This window comes from Oribacterium sp. WCC10, from assembly GCF_900113415.1.
Taxonomy (GTDB): Bacteria; Bacillota; Clostridia; order Lachnospirales; family Lachnospiraceae; genus Oribacterium.
In genome coordinates this window covers 15,225-31,580 of sequence record NZ_FOPH01000018.1, presented here as the reverse complement: position 1 = coordinate 31,580, position 16,356 = coordinate 15,225, and the positions used below count along the sequence as shown (strand labels likewise).

Sequence of the window (16,356 nt, the reverse complement as noted above, 5' to 3'; positions counted from 1 at the left end):
ATCTCGATAATGCTATGGAAAAGATTTTTATTTTGTTTATAATAAAAAAAGAAATATAAATCAGTCTTCGTATGAAAGGTTTGCAAGTATGGAAAATGAAGAAGTAAAGGTAGTTGATCAGACAAAGTCAGAAGAAAAACCTGTAGAAAAGAAGGACGAAGCAACTGCAACTGTAGCTCTCAAAAAAAGGGGCCCTAAGCCTAAAAAAGAGAACGTGAAGAAGGATGAAACAATTGCTAAAGCGACTTCCAAAAAGAGGGGGCCGAAACCTAAAAAGGATAGTGTAAAGACAACAGATCAAGATGCGGCAGAAAAGAAAGATCCTGCAAAACGCGGGACAAAGAAAACTGTAAAAGAGCCAAAGGTTACTGCTGCTGAACCAAAGACTTCGGCTAAAATTGCAGCAGCAAAAAAATTCAATTTTGCAAAAACTGTATTTGAATTTGAAAACAAACAGTACACTGAGGATACCATCAACAGCAAGGTTTTAGATTATCTTGTCAAGCATCCGTATATTCATGCTGATAAGATTGAGACCTTCGTCAATGTGGAAGAGAAGAGAGTTTATTTTACAGTTGACGGATTCGGTAACAATGATTTTACCATCGATCTATAAATTCTATGCAACAAAACAAAAACTATTATGGAGAACTGAAGAAAGTAACTGTTAACAACATTATTCTTCATTATGCTGTGGCAGGAGAAGGCAAGCCTGTAGTATTGGTGCATGGAAATGGCGAGGATCATCATTTATTTGATACGGAGATCAGGCAACTGGTGGATGCCGGCTATAAAGTTTATGCTCCTGATTCGAGAGGACATGGAGCTAATGCACCTCTTTCGGAATATCATTACAGTGATATGGCAGAAGATATATTCTGCTTCATAAAAACACTTGGTTTGGATAAGCCTGCTCTTTACGGACACAGTGATGGTGGAATCATCGGACTTATGTTGGAGATCAGTCATCCGGGGACACTTGGAGCATTAGCGATTAGCGGAACGAATATGTCACCAGAAGGACTTGATCCTTCATTCATAGAAGAGTTCACTGCAAAGAATCAGAAAGAGCCGGATCCATTGGTGACACTTATGCTTTCAGAACCTCACATTGATCCTGACAGCCTGAAAAATATAGCAATTCCTGTGTTGGTAACGGCCGGCGAAAACGATCTTATTCTTCGTTCAGAAACTGAACTCATCGCAGATAATCTGCCGGATTCTACCATGGTTATCCTTCAGGGACAGGATCATGGAAGCTACATTGCGGGCAGTGAGGTAATGGGAGAAATGCTGATAGATTTTTTTAACAAGGAATATAGTTATGCGAATGAAAATGATGGCTGATTGATTTGTTCTTTGAGTTGTTTTTTGAATTAAAAATCATCTAATCAAACTAAAGGGACGGGTATAGCATGCGAGTTTAATTAACCTGCAGTACCCGTCCTCTCTTTATGACAGTATAAATGCTGAACTTATCCTATATGTCTGTCGATATATTTGTTTATTGATTCTTTTATTTTCCTGAATTTCTCTTTTGTATCTAAAACATCACTCTGGAAATCGAGCATCTGATCAAGATAGCCCTGCTGACGAACTTCAATGAAGCTCTGTTTGTATACCAGTCCGTACACAAAGCCAATATGACCGATGATATAGTCAGCCGGAGTCTTTGAGTGGTTTCTGTCAACATTATGTTCTGAAATGATGTCTTCATAAACATTCTGAGAAATAGTTGATGCTCTGAACTCCGATTCCGGAATATCGTAAATCTCTGCTCTCGGTGTGATGCAGTTGACTTTTATAATGTCTACCTTATCCGCATCTCTGAGAATGTTCGTGAAAAGAAGTTCTCTTTCACTGAGATCATCCGGCAGTATGTAAACATTATGAAGACGAATAACCTTTTCCAAAAGTTCATCTTCCGAAGAATCATCTGTAAACATGCGAATATTTCCGTCCATAAACAGTATATCCGCGCTAAGAGCAGCATGATTGCAGGAGATTTTATCCTGAAATGTATGATATCTTCTTAACTGCTCAAAACGTCCTATGTCGTGAAGCATACCGGAAAGCCATGCTGTGTCACGATCTTCCTTTGACAGGTGAAGAGAATCTGATATCTTATCACATATTTCTGCAACTCTGTAGGTATGATCAATTTTTAGTTTTACCTTAATATCAGTAACATCATAGGCTGATGTGTAACGATCAAAAGCTGATATTACTTTTTCTCTGTTGATTAACATATGTTACCTCTGTGATGGATTTTTTATTTTAGTATGATGTAAGGGTCAAAAGTGTTTGCCACTTACTGATGATATCACAGTTTATTTCAAATTCTATATTAGTCAAGAGACAGTGGATGATAAATGATAATCTTTACTGCAGAAATGTTTCATAAAAGAATGAAAACAAACATTTGTTGCACAGGCTACAGTTTTCTTAAGACCGGTGATGTATGATTTAAGAGAACCGGGGATAGAGTTTTTTAGTAGAAACCCTGTATTCTGGTTTTGATTGTTAATAATATGTTTAGGATGCAGTGACAGCTATGACGGTAGAAGAATTAACAAAAGAACTTGAAAGAGATCCAAGAAATGCAGGATATACGGAACGGAATGTACCACCGGTATATCAGATTAATAAAAAGGCTAAAATACTGATCATCGGTCAGGCGCCCGGGAAAAAGGTTGAGGAAACTTTGATTCCATTTAATGACAAATCCGGAGAAAAACTCATGGAATGGATGGGAGTCAACAGGGAAATGTTTTACTCGGAGAAAATTGCCATAGTTCCGATGGATTTTTATTATCCGGGAAAAGGAAAAACCGGAGATCTGCCTCCGAGAAGATTTATTGCAGAAGAATATCATCAAAAGATTCTGGAAATGATGCCGGAGATAAAGATGACGATACTCATCGGGCAGTACGCCATGAAGTATTATCTCAAGGATCACATGAAACCAAACCTTACAGAAACAGTAAAAGCATATAAGGATTATCTTCCGAATTATTTTCCTGTTGTGCATCCAAGTCCGTTGAATTTTAGATGGCAAAAAACTAATCCATGGTTTCAGACTGAAGTTGTTCCGGTACTTAGAGAAACTGTAGCATCTGCAATTGATAAATATAGTTGACTGAGGAGCCTGATTGGAGTTATTTGAAGTATTGAGATGCAGTGTCATTACATCCCACAGGGAAGAGTGGGCTAAGCATCATCAAAAAGTAACAATGGATGGTTCTGCCGGGGTACAGATGCAATATTCATGGTGAGATGGCAGTACTTTCGATACAAGGTTATTCAATGATTCTTGAAACTGTCGGAAAGGAAAGATGGATGAATCTTTTAAAAAATTCACAATATAAAAAGTTCGTCTGTGGCATCATTGCAATGATGATGCTTGTTTTTGTACTTCTTTCCGCTGCGTTCATTGCTGCTGAGTCAGATCACAATTGTACAGGAGAAGACTGTCCGGTTTGTGAGTGCATTCAGCTTTGTGAGAATACACTTCGTAAACTTGGCGGCGGAACAGTACCCGTTGTATTTCTGTTCCTTCCTGTTGTTTTCTTTAGTTTTTCTTTTTATATTCCGGCTTTTACATGTGGACAGGATACTCCGGTGACACGGAAAGTCCGCCTTAACAATTAAACCTCCGGAAGAGTGAATTAAAACCCGATAAGTCTGTTTTAGTGTATGTAATGCGCTGAATCAGACTTATTACCTGCGCTTTTACAAATTTATCGGACATATCCGGTTAATGATTCCGGATAATCGGAGGTTTATCATGAAAAAGTTAATATCAGTATTTACAGCCGCCCTTATGATGGTCGGTTTTCTTTCAGCATGCAATTCTACAAGTGTTCCGAATTCAAAGGAAAAATCAAATGAGAATGTTACCACAGAATCTTCAACTGAGACATTGGATAATACTTCATCGTCGGAGACAGAAACAAATTCTGAATCATCCGATTCTTTAGATTCATCAGATAAGAAAAAGCTTCAGATAGTTACAACAATTTTCCCGGAGTATGACTGGGTTAAGAATGTTCTTGGCGGAAATCCTGCCGATGCGGAAGTTACTATGCTTCTTGATAACGGCGTTGACCTTCACAGTTTTCAGCCAACAGCTGAAGATATCATGAAGATTTCCTCCTGCGATATGTTTATCTATGTGGGTGGAGAATCCGATGAGTGGGTTACGGATGCCCTTCAGGAAGCCACAAATTATGACCAATAAAATGGTCATCATACTTCCCGTAACCATTTTGAGCGCTATACTTCTGCTTCGTACCGGTCAGAATTCAAAGATCAACGGAGATGCGGTTATAGCCATGATTTCTGTCGGAGCCCTGGCATTCGGATATTTGCTGATGAATATCTTTTCTACATCGTCAAATCTTTCGGGTGATGTGTGCAGCACGTTGTTTGGGTCGACTTCAATACTTACACTTACAAAAAAGGAAGTATGGCTGTGTATTATTCTGTCTGTTGTTGTACTGATTATTTTTATCATGTTTTACAACAGGATATTTGCAGTGACCTTTGATGAGAATTTTGCAAATGCATGCGGAACTGAAACAAAAAACTATAATCTTTTGATTGCTGTGGTTGTGGCTGTAATCATAGTTCTTGCCATGAACCTTGTGGGGTCACTTTTGATTTCCGCACTTGTAATATTTCCTGCATTGTCTGCCATGCGGGTATTCGGAAATTTCAAAAGCGTCACCATATGTTCAGCGGTGATTTCTGTGATTTGTGCTTTGTCAGGAATACTTATAGCCATTCTTGCGGGAACACCGGTGGGGTCAACCATAGTTGCGGCTGATGTGGTGACGTTTATAATGTTCTGTATCATGGAAAAATATTTAAAAATAAACATATGAGATTTACGGGATATTTAAAAACAGGAATAGGTTGTATTTCCGCATTTACACTTATTGCCTGTGGAGACTCATCCTGCAGAGGTACAGTGGTTTCAGGTAATATAAAGAGTGTAAATGATATTCTTCAGCAGGAAATGTCTAAAGAGGATAGTCAAAATGATGTTCAGTCGGAAACTGAAACATGGCAGAACATTGATGAAACATACCTTAGTGAAAGTGAATACTTTGTTCCTGATAGGAATCAGGAAGAGGACAGAACTGTAACCGGCAAAACTGAAGGTATAGACATAGATCTCACATCAATGAATGCAGATATGGTATATGCTGAGGTTTTCGACATGATGATGGAGCCTGAAGAGTATGTCGGGAAAATCATTAAGATGGAGGGACTGTTTACTACTTTTCGTGATGAAACCGATGGAAATGTTTACTTTGGCTGTATCATTCAGGACGCATTGGGATGCTGTGCCCAGGGAATGGAGTTTTTTGTTACGGACGAGTATCATTATCCTGATGATTTTCCGAAAGAAGGAAACAGTGTTTGTGTTGTAGGGAGATTTGACCGGTATCAGGAAGGTGAAGCTGAATATTACGCACTGGTGGATTCAAAGTTGGTAGAAGCTAAAGATTAAAAAAGTATAAAGTATTTGACAAAGTCCGAAATCGTACATTATTATAATGTCCGATTTCGGACTTTTCGGTTGCCTGGCATTTTCTGCTTTTACTTATGCTGTGTGTAAAAAGTATTTGCCACTCACCGATTAGCGCTAACGCGCACATTTGTGTTCAGGTCGGTCATAAAGTATCAAATCAACGCACAAGCACGTGATTTGATACTTTTGACCCTTACATTATGTTATGTATGATTAACTAACGGAGAAAGAGAGAATATCATGGTCGTAAAATTAAGAGAATTTAACAATATTATGGGGCAGATTGAAGGCGCATATCATTCGGCAATAGTTTCCGCCGGACTCTCAGACAGCGAATTTGATATTTTTTATACTATTAATTCCGAAGGTGACGGATGCAATCAAAGTCTTATCTACAAATTAAGCGGACAGAGTAAATCAACTATCAATTCCGCCATCAAAAAGATGGAACAGAAGGGGCTTCTTATACTTAAGCAGGGTGACGGAAGAAATACAAAAGTATTTCTAACTGAAACAGGCAAGGAGCTTTCGAAAAATACTGCTGAAAAGATCATTCAGATCGAGAATGAAGCTTTCAGTTCGTGGTCCGAGGAAGAGCAGATAGTATTTTTGGATCTTAACAGAAGATTTCTGGAACGTTTCATCGAAAAGAGCTCAGGTTTGAGATAAAAGGGCTTTATGGCAGTGGCTCTGAGACTTTTTATCCGGCCGTCCTCGGGAAATTATGTTTTCAGGGTAAATGGTGGCTGTAAATACTTTAAATTAATGGCACTTATAGAAATAAAAAACAGAGAAAAGGAGAAATATGACAACGAAAAAGCAGATCAGCATAGCTGACCACTTTGATTATAAAAAACTTATAGAATTTACGAGGCCATCCATCATGATGATGATCTTTACATCCATATATGGAATGGTTGACGGATATTTCGTTTCAAACTATGCGGGAGCTGTTCCGTTTGCGGCACTCAACATCATGTGGCCGTTTCTGATGGTCATTTCGGCAGTCGGATTTATGTTCGGTTCCGGCGGGATGGCACTTGTGGCTATGAAACTCGGTCAGCAGAAGACAAAGCAGGCCAATGAGATATTCTCACTTATCACATACGTTTTGATCATTATCGGAATCATTTTTTCGATATTGGGATATATATTTGCACCTCAGGCAGCTGTACTCCTTGGCGCTACAGATGAACTTCTGCCTTACAGTATCCTGTATGCCCGCATCAACATGGTGGGAATGACAGCATTTATGCTTCAGCACCTTTTCCAGAGCTTCCTCATCACCGCTGAACGTCCCAAAATGGGATTCTGGATCACAGTAATTGCCGGTGTCACCAATATGGTTCTTGATTACTGCCTTGTGGCCGTGCTTGGGATGGGGCTTTCGGGTGCCGCGTGGGCTACGGTTATCAGTCAGATAGTTGGCGGAATAATACCTTTTATATATTTCCTGATGCCAAACAAAACGATATTAAGACTTGGAAGGACTCATTGGAACGGCAATGCAATCTTCCGTACATGTACCAATGGATCCAGTGAGTTTATGTCTAATGCGGCTTCGTCCATCGTAGGTATGCTTTACAACCGACAGCTATTATACTTCATCGGAACAAACGGCGTTGCGGCATATGGTGTTATCATGTACGTGAATTTTATTTTCATTGGCATATATTTCGGTTACGCAATGGGTGTTTCACCTGTCATCGGATATCATTTCGGCGCAAACAACAAGGATGAATTGAAGAATCTCTTTAACAGAAGTATGCGTCTTATTATTACCACAGGAGTTGTCTTGACCATAATCGCGGAGTTAACAGCCGGAATTCTTGCAAAGGTTTTCGTGGGTTATGATCCTGAACTGTTGGATCTTACCAAGAGAGGTATGATGATATATGACCTTGCATTTCTTATGATGGGTGTTAATGTCTTCGGCTCGGCACTTTTTACCGCCCTTAACAATGGCAAAATTTCAGCACTTCTGTCTGTCGTACGTTCTGTTGTTCTTGAGGTTTCCATGATCCTGCTGCTGCCTCTTATATTCGGCGGTCAGTCACTTTGGGCGATAGTGGTTATTGTAGAACTTGGTTCATTACTGCTCACTATATGTATGATTGTTAAATACAGAAGGTTTTATAAGTACTATTGATATATATAAATTCGAATGAAAAAGCTACCTTGAATCTTATCTCATTCAAGGTAGCTTTTATCGTGTTTTAGCCTCCTATTCTATACTTCCGTTAATTATACTGCGACAGAAATACAAATAAGAGCGAACAGAGTTAAAACCGTTGAAATATGTTGGTATTTTTTATTTGTCGTATGGGATTTTTAATTGTGCTATTTGATAGAGAATCAGATGCGTGAAGTGCCGGCTTCGGCATATTGCACAAAAATTGATACAATTTTTCTGCGACGAAGTTGACCGAAAATGATTGAATCTGAATGCAAACATCATTTATTATAAACGTAAATGAACGATACTGACCGAAAATGATTGAACGATGAATGGAGGTGAAAAGATGCTGGCCGAGGAAAGATTTGCGAGAATACTTTCTTTAGTGGACTCAGCAGGTACAGCAACGATTGCAGAACTGATGGATGAATTGAATGTATCGGAATCTACTATAAAGAGAGATTTGTCGCTTCTTGACAAGGACGGACTTTTGAAACGTGTGCGTGGAGGTGCTACAAGTCTTAAGGGTTCGCTTTTTACCCATGATGACAGTGTTAGCAACAGAATGGCTCTTAATGTGGATGCAAAACAGAAGGTTGGAGAATTAGCCGCTTCCCTGATAGAAGATGATGACTTTGTATATATTGATGCCGGAACTACTACCGCAAGAATGTTGCCTTATCTGACGAATAGAAACAGCATGTATGTGACCAATTCACTTCCTCATGCCATGCAGCTTTCAGGGAAAGGATTCAGAGTCTCTATTTTAGGGGGAGAGTTCAAAAATCTGACTGAAGCGATCGTTGGCGAAGAGGCAATCGAGTCACTTCAAAAGTACAATTTCACAAAGGGCTTTTTCGGAACGAACGGTGTGAGCATTGACAAAGGTTTTACGACACCTGAGATAAAAGAGGCTATGGTCAAGCGTACTGCCATGCGTCAGTGCAGAACCTCATATGTACTTTGTGACAAGAGTAAATTTGATAATGTTGCATCCATCACCTTCGGTACCTTTGAAAGCGCAACGGTAATCACAGATTATGCAACAAAGAAATATAAAGATAAAAAGAATGTTATGGAGGTATGACAATTGATCTATACAGTTACTTTTAATCCTTCTCTGGACTATATCGTTTCGGTGGATGACTTCAAAGTAGGCATGACAAACCGCACAAACACCGAGCTTATGTTTCCGGGTGGTAAGGGTATTAATGTCTCAATGGTTCTCCAGAATCTCGGACTTGAAAGTATGGCTCTCGGTTTCATGGCGGGATTTACCGGACGTGAGATAGAGAGACTTTTGAAGGTGAGAAATGTCAAGTCTGATTTTATCGAGGTAGCAAGCGGTATTTCGAGAATAAACGTAAAGCTTCGCAGTAACAATGAGACAGAGATAAACGGAATGGGGCCGGCTATCGGAAAAGCTGAGATAGATAAGCTTTACAAGCAGCTGGATAAGCTTGCAGAAGGCGACATTCTTGTACTTGCGGGTAGTATTCCTTCAGTTATGCCTGAGTCTATGTACAGTGACATCATGGACTATTTAAAGGAAAAGAAATTGAGAATAGTTGTTGATGCAACAAGAGACCTTCTTGTTAATGTTTTGAAGTATCATCCGTTCCTGATCAAGCCAAACAATCATGAACTTGGAGAGATTTTCAATGTCACCTTGAGCAAAAAGGAAGAAGTCATTCCATATGCAAAGAAGATACAGGAAATGGGTGCAAGAAATGTTCTTATTTCCATGGCCGGTGAAGGTGCTGTTCTTGTAACAGAGACAGGAGAGGTTTTTGAAAGTAACCCTCCAAAGGGTAAGGTTAAAAATTCCGTTGGAGCCGGAGATTCAATGGTTGCCGGATTCCTTGCCGGATTCCTCCATGGTGAAAACTATGAAGAAGCTTTCTACATGGGTGTATGTACGGGAAGTGCATCGGCATTTTCCGACAATCTTGCAACAAAGGAAGAAGTAGTTGAACTGTTGAAGCAATTCGACAGAGAGCGATATATTAACTAAATGAAGGAGATTGAGAATGAGAGTAAAAGATTTATTATCCCCGTCAAGTATTGAGCTTCATGGTAAAGTTTCAAACAAGACAGAAACCATTGAGAAGATGGTTGATCTCATGGAAAAGCGCGGAAATCTCACGGACAAAGAGGCTTATAAGAAGGGCGTTTTTGCACGTGAAGAGGAGTCAACAACAGGTGTAGGTGAAGGAATTGCCATTCCTCACTGCAAGTCAGATACAGTAAAGGCTCCGGGTCTTGCTGCCATGGTCATTCCTGACGGAGTAGATTATGATGCTCTTGATGGAGAACCGGTTAATCTTGTTTTTCTTATAGCTGCGCCACATACAAAAGATAATGTTCATCTTGATGTTCTGTCCAGACTTTCGACATTGCTTATGGACGAAGATTTCGTAAATGGTCTTCGTGCTGCAAAGACACCGGAAGAGTTCCTTTCGGTTATTGAGAAGGCAGAGGATGCAAAGGATGCAGAGGAGGCTGCCAAAGAAAATGCAGCAGCATCTTCCGATGGATATGAGGTTCTTGCTGTTACGTCATGTCCTACAGGTATTGCTCATACTTATATGGCTGCTGAAGCACTTGAAAAAGCCGGCAAGGAAATGGGCGTGAGGATTAAGGTTGAGACAAGAGGAAGCGGCGGAGCCAAGAACATCCTTACTGATGATGAGATAAAGGATGCAAAGGGTATCATCGTTGCTGCAGATGCAAAAGTACCTATGGATCGTTTTTCAGGAAAGCCTGTTCTTGAGGTCCGGGTGGCTGAAGGAATCAATAAACCTAAGGAGCTCATTGAGAAGGCAGTCAGCGGTTCACTTCCGTTATATACAGGTTCCGGCATGACAGAGAGCAAAGCTGATGACAAGGCTCAGGGAAGTGTAGGTCATCAGGCATATACTCACCTTATGAGCGGTGTTTCACACATGCTTCCATTCGTTATCGGAGGCGGTATCCTTGTTGCCATTGCATTCCTTATTGATACTCTTGCAGGTTACGGCGCAAGTGCAGGAGGAAGCTTCGGTTCAGCCACACCTCTTGCAGCATTCCTAAAGTATGTCGGCGGACAGGCAATGGGTCTCATGATTCCTGTTCTTTCAGGATATATTGCATACTCCATAGCTGATCGTCCGGGTCTTGCAGTAGGTTTTACAGGCGGTATGCTTGCAGCATCCGGTAATGCAGCCCTTGCAGGCTATCTTGATACATGGACAAGTCTCGGCAGTAATGCAGGAGCTTTTGGACAGTTTATATCAAAGTTTGCATTTTCTGCTGACGGCGTAAATACCGTATCCGGTTTCCTTGGCGGTATTGTTATCGGTTTCCTTTCTGGATATGTTGTTAACTGGCTTAAGAAGTCTACAGAGAACCTTCCTGAGTCTCTTGCAGGTATCCGTCCGATACTTATCTATCCACTCTGCGGTATCTTTATCGTAGGCGTACTGATGTGCTTCATTTTTAACCCGATCATCGGCTTTATCAATACAGCACTTTCTTCAGCGCTTAATGCAATCTACGCAAGCGGACAAATTTGGCTTTTAGGTCTTCTCCTCGGTGCGATGATGGCTATCGATATGGGTGGTCCTATCAACAAGGCAGCGTATGTATTTGGTACAGGTATGCTTGCTCAGGCAGCTGTGGATCCTTCTCTTGAAAGTGCAGCTTTTATCTCTATGGCAGCAGTTATGGCCGGCGGTATGGTTCCTCCTGTAGGTATAGCACTTGCATGTAAGCTTTTCCCTAAGAAGTTTACTGTGGCAGAGAGATCTTCATGGATCACCAATATTATCATGGGTGCCTCATTCATTACCGAGGGCGCTATTCCGTTTGCAGCAGCCGATCCGGGACATGTTATTCCGGCTACTATGGCAGGCGCAGGTGTAGCAGGACTTCTTTCAGCACTATTTGGATGCACACTCAGAGCTCCTCACGGCGGAATATTCGTATTTGCAACAGTTGGTAACCCGTTCATGTATATTGTTGCATGGCTCATCGGTTCAGTTGTGACCTGTGCTCTTCTTGGAATTCTCAAGAAGGATGCAGAGTGATAGAGGGGACAGATTCATCTGTTGACGCCCTTATTAAGTCGTTACATTTTAGCTGCATATATGAATCTTTGTTTCTGAATCAGCCTGATTTGCAGTATTGCAATATCTGACACAGAAACATTTCTGCGCGGCTGAAATAAAGCACAGTTTTTTATAAACCTAAAATAAATATCCACATACAATGCAGGTCTGTCATTATGGCAGATCTGTTTTGTTTTATTGTGCAATTATGTTTGGCAGGCACTCGGGGTTCGGCGAATGTGAGTTTTGAATCATGATATTTTTTTACCCTTACATCATTTTATAAAAAAGCATATTTCTGACGATATAAATCGGGTAGCGTGGTTATCAGTTATTGTGATCTGAAACTTCGGAACAATATGAGGTATGCATATGTATGAAAATGTAGATGCAAGAGGAAGTTTGAAATTTGAAGATATAGAATGTATATATAAGCCTTTTTTGTATTGGGAAAGTCAGAGAGATAAGTTCTGGTATGAAAATATGTGGCATATTCTGGAGCATCAGGGCCTCAGCGCTTATGAAGACGAGGACAGCTATTACAGGGCTGTATTCAGGGCTGTAACGCTTCTCCTGATATATACGGACTATATAAAGATAAAATATCATAAAACAGATTTGTGTGAGGACATTTACGATAAAGTTTTGTCGGATTTTATTTCAGAAGAGACCCTGGCTGAAATGTATTTTCAGTATACTCAGGAGATGGAAGACGACAAAGAATACCTGGTTAAGTATCTTGCCAATGCTTTTCGCGATGAAGCTGTAGTGGCAATATACAACGAAATCGGCAAGGACAGACTTTTCTTCAGCTTTTATGCAGTGGAACACGTCTACAAGGATATGGTTCAGGATGGTAGCGGAGAATATGTAGAAGTGTCAATTGAACCCGGGAATGCCGATGAATTCTGGTCGCTTATGAATAAAAACCTTGATGATGTAATTGCAGGAGCGGAAAGCTTTTCGCTGGATCTTGGAACATATATTTATAATTGGGTGACAAATGGATGTACGGAGAATTTTTAGGTTGTCAGAAGCGCTGATATTTATAGTGCCGGACGGCGGAATTTTAATTCTAAAAATAAAATAAATAAAAAATGATATTTTATGTTGACATTAGAGCTTCGGTTGTGTAATATAACACTCGCGTCACCGATAAGCGGTTCGCAAAAAGCTCTTGCGGGTGTAGTTCAATGGTAGAATGTCAGCCTTCCAAGCTGAACATGTGGGTTCGATTCCCATCACCCGCTTAGTTGCCCAGATAGCTCAGTTGGTAGAGCAGAGGACTGAAAATCCTCGTGTCACTGGTTCGATTCCGGTTCTGGGCATCAAGATGACAGATTTAGCGATAACATTCACACTGAGTCTTCTCATCTTTTGTATAATGTTTTCGTTCTTCACAGAAATGAAAGTTGAACGGACATTAATAATGCGCGAGTAGTAGAGTGGTACTACGTCTCCTTGCCAAGGAGAAGATCGCGGGTTCGATCCCCGTCTCGCGCTTCTCAACAGTCCAGAGGTTTTCCTTTGGACTGTTTTTGCGTTCAGCAGGGTTTAGACTCGGGGGAACGTTTCTGCTCCGGTCGCGCTAAGCGGGCGCCTATGTATTCTGTTTTCTGAAGTCTTGAGGATAAGCATTGGGTTTAATGTACTCAGGTGATCAAACATTTGGTTTGTTTCCATCTGAATTTATTTTCTGAAAATATAACAGCGTCCTCTCCTGATTCGGAGAAGACGCTGATTTTTTTGGCAAGATCGTTATTTTAATGTATTCGAATAGTAATTCGCCACTTTTTCAAATTCCGCGTCATCCTCTATATAAACGACAACCGGATTCTTATCGGCATCTTCCTGGACTTCATACAAAGAAATATTCTTTGTATGATCCAGTTCTTTCTTTCCGATAAGCGGAAGCATGGCGAAGTACTCTTTTCCTTCAAATTTAAAATATTTATGAACGCCATAATCTGCGGTTGTTCCATCCATAAATGGAAGTGTAATAATGAGATCTTCTATTTTCTTTCCTCTGAATTCCATAAAGAACCTTTCCTTTTGTATAGTTTCAATCATCTTATCACATTTTTATGATATATGGTCAAATGACGTATAATTTGCATTTTCAGTTGCTTAAATGGTTTGTCTATGAATTAATGGTACACAACCACATGATGCTTCTGATGGTGCTGAACCATAGCCAATTTCTATCGATGGATACAAAACCCATATTTTTCATATAATTCGTTCTTTGTTATCATGAAAACACAGTTGTATTGGATATCCTGATTACGATTATAAGATTTCGGAAACTATCATGGAACCTGTTAGATAAGCATATGCATGTCAGACATAAGTGACCGGGAATATGCGATTACAGAGGCGCAGATGGTTTCAGATATCGAAGAAAAGGAGAATTGAATATTATGCGTAGAATTATGACGGCTTCTCTTGCGGTAATGATGCTTATGGGAAGCGTGACCGGATGTGGAGGCAGTTCAGAAGTCCCGATGGCAACCACACATGGAAGTGACGCTGCTGAATCTTTGACAAAAGAAATCCCAAATGAAACATCTTCTGCAGTCCAAACCATGACTTCAGGTACTTACAATGCATCAGCACAAGGTATGGATGGTGAGATTCAAATTGCTGTCACAGTGACAGATGATAAGATTGAGAACATTGAAATCATTGATGACAATGAGACTGCCGGTGTTGGGGATAAAGCACTTCAGCTGATATCTGAAGCGGTAATAAAAAACCAGTCATTGGCTGTTGACTCTGTATCCGGTGCAACAGTCTCTTCCGGTGCCATTAAGCTTGCAATAGCAAATGCATTAGAGCAGGCGGGAGCCGATGTTGCCGAATGGAAGCAGAGGACAATCGAAAAGGATATCATTGATGAAGACTACACATATGACGTTGTTGTAGTTGGTGCCGGCTTTTCCGGAATTCAGGCAGCTGCAAAAGCAAGCAGTGAAGGCGCGAATGTGGCTCTTATTGAAAAACTCGATATCGTAGGTGGCACATCTATTTTCTCGTCAGGAGCATTTGTTGCAGCTTTTACTGAAGAGGAAGTGCCTGAGAAAATGCAAATATGGGTTGACCGTAATACACAGTATGACAACAAGATTGATCTTGAGAAACTTAAAACGGCCATGGGTAATTCTCCGGAGATAATCAGCGACTTTACAGGAATGGGTGTAAACGGTAAACCTTTTATGGAAACAGGCTGGGGTGTGGATGCATCTGAGAAAGCTTTGAAAAATGCTTCCGCTATTGAGCTTGCTGACGCGGAAGTACATCCAAAGGGCGGAGAGTATCTTCTTGCCACACTTATGAACTATATTGAAAAGAATAATGTCGACGTATTTACTGATACTCCGGCAACCAGGCTTCTTTCTGAAAACGGCAACGTGACCGGTGTTGAATGCGATACAGATCATGGAGTAAAAAAATTCCATGCAAAAGCTGTAGTGCTTGCAACAGGCACATATGCCCGTAACAAGGAGCTTTGCAGGGAACTTGATCCGGGTGCAGAGTATAACTTTACAGCTGCATGCGTAGGAGATACAGGTGATGGAATAATCATGGCCAGAGAACTTGGCGCAGATGTCTACTCATACCAGCACAAAATGAGCGGTATATTTGCACCGGATCCTTATGATATGCCTGTGGTAGGTCAGCCATGGAACAGTTATCCCTATGACTGTCTGCTTATCAACAGCAAGGCAGAACGCCCTGTTTCTGAAACAGTAGGTACGCATTTCCAGATGGAATACTTTATCGAGAAGGAGGCACCTGACTATGGATGGGTCGTAATGGATCAGGGCACAGCAGATCGTTTTCTTAATCTTGATAAGTATCTTGAGGCAACAAAAAATGGCAGTGCTTATTTGGAAGCATACCAGGAAGACTCTCTCGAAAAGCTGGCAGAAGATATGGGAGTGGATGTTAATGCTTTCCTCGATACTGTTTCACACTATAATGAAATGTGCAAAGCCGGAGAGGATAAGGACTTCCGTAAAGATGCCAGGTTCCTGGATCCTATTGATGACGGAACATACTATGCTGTTAAGGAATATGACATGACAAGAGGCGAGTACGGCGGAATCGTTACCAATGATAAGGCGCAGGTGATGACTGCAGAAAACAAGCCAATCGAAGGGCTCTACGCTGCAGGACTCATTTCTTCCGGTGACCTCATAGGTGACTTCTATCCCGGCATGGAAGCCCTTGGCGTTGATGCCTATATGGGATACATAGCAGGCAGAGAAGCTGCTGAACACGCAAAAAAATAATCAGATCTAAATGTCATAAGCCTGCTCCCATGCGAATCATTACAAAAGTGGGAGATGGACTTCATGGCACTCATATCATGATAGACTCCAAAAGCTAAATCAAAACTATTCATTATATTTATCCCAAATTGTAAAGGACAAGGTATTTGAACTGCCTTGTCCTTTATAATTTGGGATTTCCTTATGTGAAAGTACATAAGAAGTTACGAAGAATTATAGCCGATTAGATTGACATCTGTGTGTCAGTAATAAATGGCT

The 16,356-nt window shown here is 40.7% G+C and carries 18 protein-coding genes and 3 tRNA genes; 19 read left to right on the top strand and 2 right to left on the bottom strand.

Translation table 11 applies throughout. From position 1 onward, the window contains the following. Nucleotides 1-88: 88 nt before the first annotated feature. Together BM294_RS12300 and BM294_RS12295 are read left to right on the top strand one after the other, a co-directional pair. The gene (locus BM294_RS12300; RefSeq protein WP_091208769.1) at nucleotides 89-616 is read left to right on the top strand and encodes a DUF6465 family protein; all 528 of its coding nucleotides are present in this window, start codon (nucleotides 89-91) and stop codon (nucleotides 614-616) included. Nucleotides 617-621: 5 nt separating this feature from the next. Continuing rightward, the gene (locus BM294_RS12295) at nucleotides 622-1,347 is read left to right on the top strand and encodes an alpha/beta fold hydrolase (RefSeq protein WP_091208767.1); all 726 of its coding nucleotides are present in this window, start codon (nucleotides 622-624) and stop codon (nucleotides 1,345-1,347) included. 128 nt (nucleotides 1,348-1,475) lie between these two features. Here the strand turns inward: BM294_RS12295 and BM294_RS12290 are convergent, their stop codons facing one another. Continuing rightward, nucleotides 1,476-2,249, bottom strand: a complete 774-nt coding sequence (locus tag BM294_RS12290) for an HD domain-containing protein (protein WP_091208764.1) — start codon at nucleotides 2,247-2,249, stop codon at nucleotides 1,476-1,478. Nucleotides 2,250-2,554: 305 nt separating this feature from the next. On the opposite strand from BM294_RS12290, the gene BM294_RS12285 reads away from it, so the two are divergent. From BM294_RS12285 to BM294_RS12220, 16 genes are all read left to right on the top strand, one after another. Then, entirely contained in the window at nucleotides 2,555-3,139 is a 585-nt protein-coding gene (locus tag BM294_RS12285; protein WP_091208761.1) for a uracil-DNA glycosylase family protein, read from the top strand. Nucleotides 3,140-3,152: 13 nt separating this feature from the next. Next, complete coding sequence (locus BM294_RS16470; protein WP_255407200.1) at nucleotides 3,153-3,275, top strand: hypothetical protein; 123 nt, start codon at nucleotides 3,153-3,155, stop codon at nucleotides 3,273-3,275. Nucleotides 3,276-3,339: 64 nt separating this feature from the next. Further along, the gene (locus tag BM294_RS12280) at nucleotides 3,340-3,651 is read left to right on the top strand and encodes a hypothetical protein (RefSeq protein ID WP_139225885.1); all 312 of its coding nucleotides are present in this window, start codon (nucleotides 3,340-3,342) and stop codon (nucleotides 3,649-3,651) included. Between the two features lie 136 nt (nucleotides 3,652-3,787). After that, the gene (locus BM294_RS12275) at nucleotides 3,788-4,240 is read left to right on the top strand and encodes a metal ABC transporter substrate-binding protein (RefSeq protein ID WP_330389876.1); all 453 of its coding nucleotides are present in this window, start codon (nucleotides 3,788-3,790) and stop codon (nucleotides 4,238-4,240) included. Then, the gene (locus tag BM294_RS12270) at nucleotides 4,230-4,886 is read left to right on the top strand and encodes a metal ABC transporter permease (RefSeq protein ID WP_242944528.1); all 657 of its coding nucleotides are present in this window, start codon (nucleotides 4,230-4,232) and stop codon (nucleotides 4,884-4,886) included. Before BM294_RS12275 ends, BM294_RS12270 begins: the two co-directional genes overlap by 11 nt. After that, nucleotides 4,883-5,518: a hypothetical protein gene (locus BM294_RS12265; protein ID WP_091208752.1), complete on the top strand. Its 636-nt coding sequence runs from the start codon at nucleotides 4,883-4,885 to the stop codon at nucleotides 5,516-5,518. Before BM294_RS12270 ends, BM294_RS12265 begins: the two co-directional genes overlap by 4 nt. 261 nt (nucleotides 5,519-5,779) lie before the next feature. Continuing rightward, entirely contained in the window at nucleotides 5,780-6,208 is a 429-nt protein-coding gene (locus tag BM294_RS12260) for a MarR family winged helix-turn-helix transcriptional regulator (protein ID WP_091208748.1), read from the top strand. Nucleotides 6,209-6,217: 9 nt separating this feature from the next. Then, nucleotides 6,218-6,376 carry a hypothetical protein gene (locus tag BM294_RS15985; RefSeq protein WP_175494670.1) on the top strand — a complete coding sequence of 53 codons (159 nt, stop codon included), beginning with the start codon at nucleotides 6,218-6,220 and terminating at the stop codon, nucleotides 6,374-6,376. Next, entirely contained in the window at nucleotides 6,345-7,688 is a 1,344-nt protein-coding gene (locus BM294_RS12255; RefSeq protein ID WP_091208745.1) for an MATE family efflux transporter, read from the top strand. Before BM294_RS15985 ends, BM294_RS12255 begins: the two co-directional genes overlap by 32 nt. A 373-nt stretch (nucleotides 7,689-8,061) precedes the next feature. Then, nucleotides 8,062-8,802 carry a DeoR/GlpR family DNA-binding transcription regulator gene (locus BM294_RS12250; protein ID WP_091208743.1) on the top strand — a complete coding sequence of 247 codons (741 nt, stop codon included), beginning with the start codon at nucleotides 8,062-8,064 and terminating at the stop codon, nucleotides 8,800-8,802. Nucleotides 8,803-8,805: 3 nt separating this feature from the next. Next, nucleotides 8,806-9,729: a 1-phosphofructokinase gene (pfkB, locus tag BM294_RS12245; RefSeq protein ID WP_091208740.1), complete on the top strand. Its 924-nt coding sequence runs from the start codon at nucleotides 8,806-8,808 to the stop codon at nucleotides 9,727-9,729. Between the two features lie 16 nt (nucleotides 9,730-9,745). Then, nucleotides 9,746-11,782 (top strand): PTS fructose transporter subunit IIABC, encoded by a 2,037-nt coding sequence (locus BM294_RS12240; RefSeq protein ID WP_091208737.1) that lies wholly within the window; start codon nucleotides 9,746-9,748, stop codon nucleotides 11,780-11,782. A gap of 393 nt (nucleotides 11,783-12,175) precedes the next feature. Beyond that, complete coding sequence (locus BM294_RS12235; RefSeq protein WP_091208734.1) at nucleotides 12,176-12,829, top strand: hypothetical protein; 654 nt, start codon at nucleotides 12,176-12,178, stop codon at nucleotides 12,827-12,829. A gap of 153 nt (nucleotides 12,830-12,982) precedes the next feature. Beyond that, nucleotides 12,983-13,053, top strand: a tRNA-Gly gene (locus BM294_RS12230). 5 nt (nucleotides 13,054-13,058) lie between these two features. Beyond that, nucleotides 13,059-13,131 (top strand) — tRNA-Phe (locus tag BM294_RS12225). A 103-nt stretch (nucleotides 13,132-13,234) separates the two neighbouring features. Next, nucleotides 13,235-13,306: transfer RNA gene (locus BM294_RS12220), tRNA-Gly, on the top strand. 255 nt (nucleotides 13,307-13,561) lie between these two features. Here the strand turns inward: BM294_RS12220 and BM294_RS12215 are convergent. Further along, complete coding sequence (locus BM294_RS12215) at nucleotides 13,562-13,840, bottom strand: DUF1292 domain-containing protein (RefSeq protein ID WP_175494669.1); 279 nt, start codon at nucleotides 13,838-13,840, stop codon at nucleotides 13,562-13,564. A 383-nt stretch (nucleotides 13,841-14,223) separates the two neighbouring features. Here BM294_RS12215 and BM294_RS12210 point away from each other — a divergent pair, with 383 nt between their 5' ends. Beyond that, nucleotides 14,224-16,098: an FAD-dependent oxidoreductase gene (locus BM294_RS12210; protein ID WP_091208729.1), complete on the top strand. Its 1,875-nt coding sequence runs from the start codon at nucleotides 14,224-14,226 to the stop codon at nucleotides 16,096-16,098. Nucleotides 16,099-16,356: the final 258 nt, after the last annotated feature.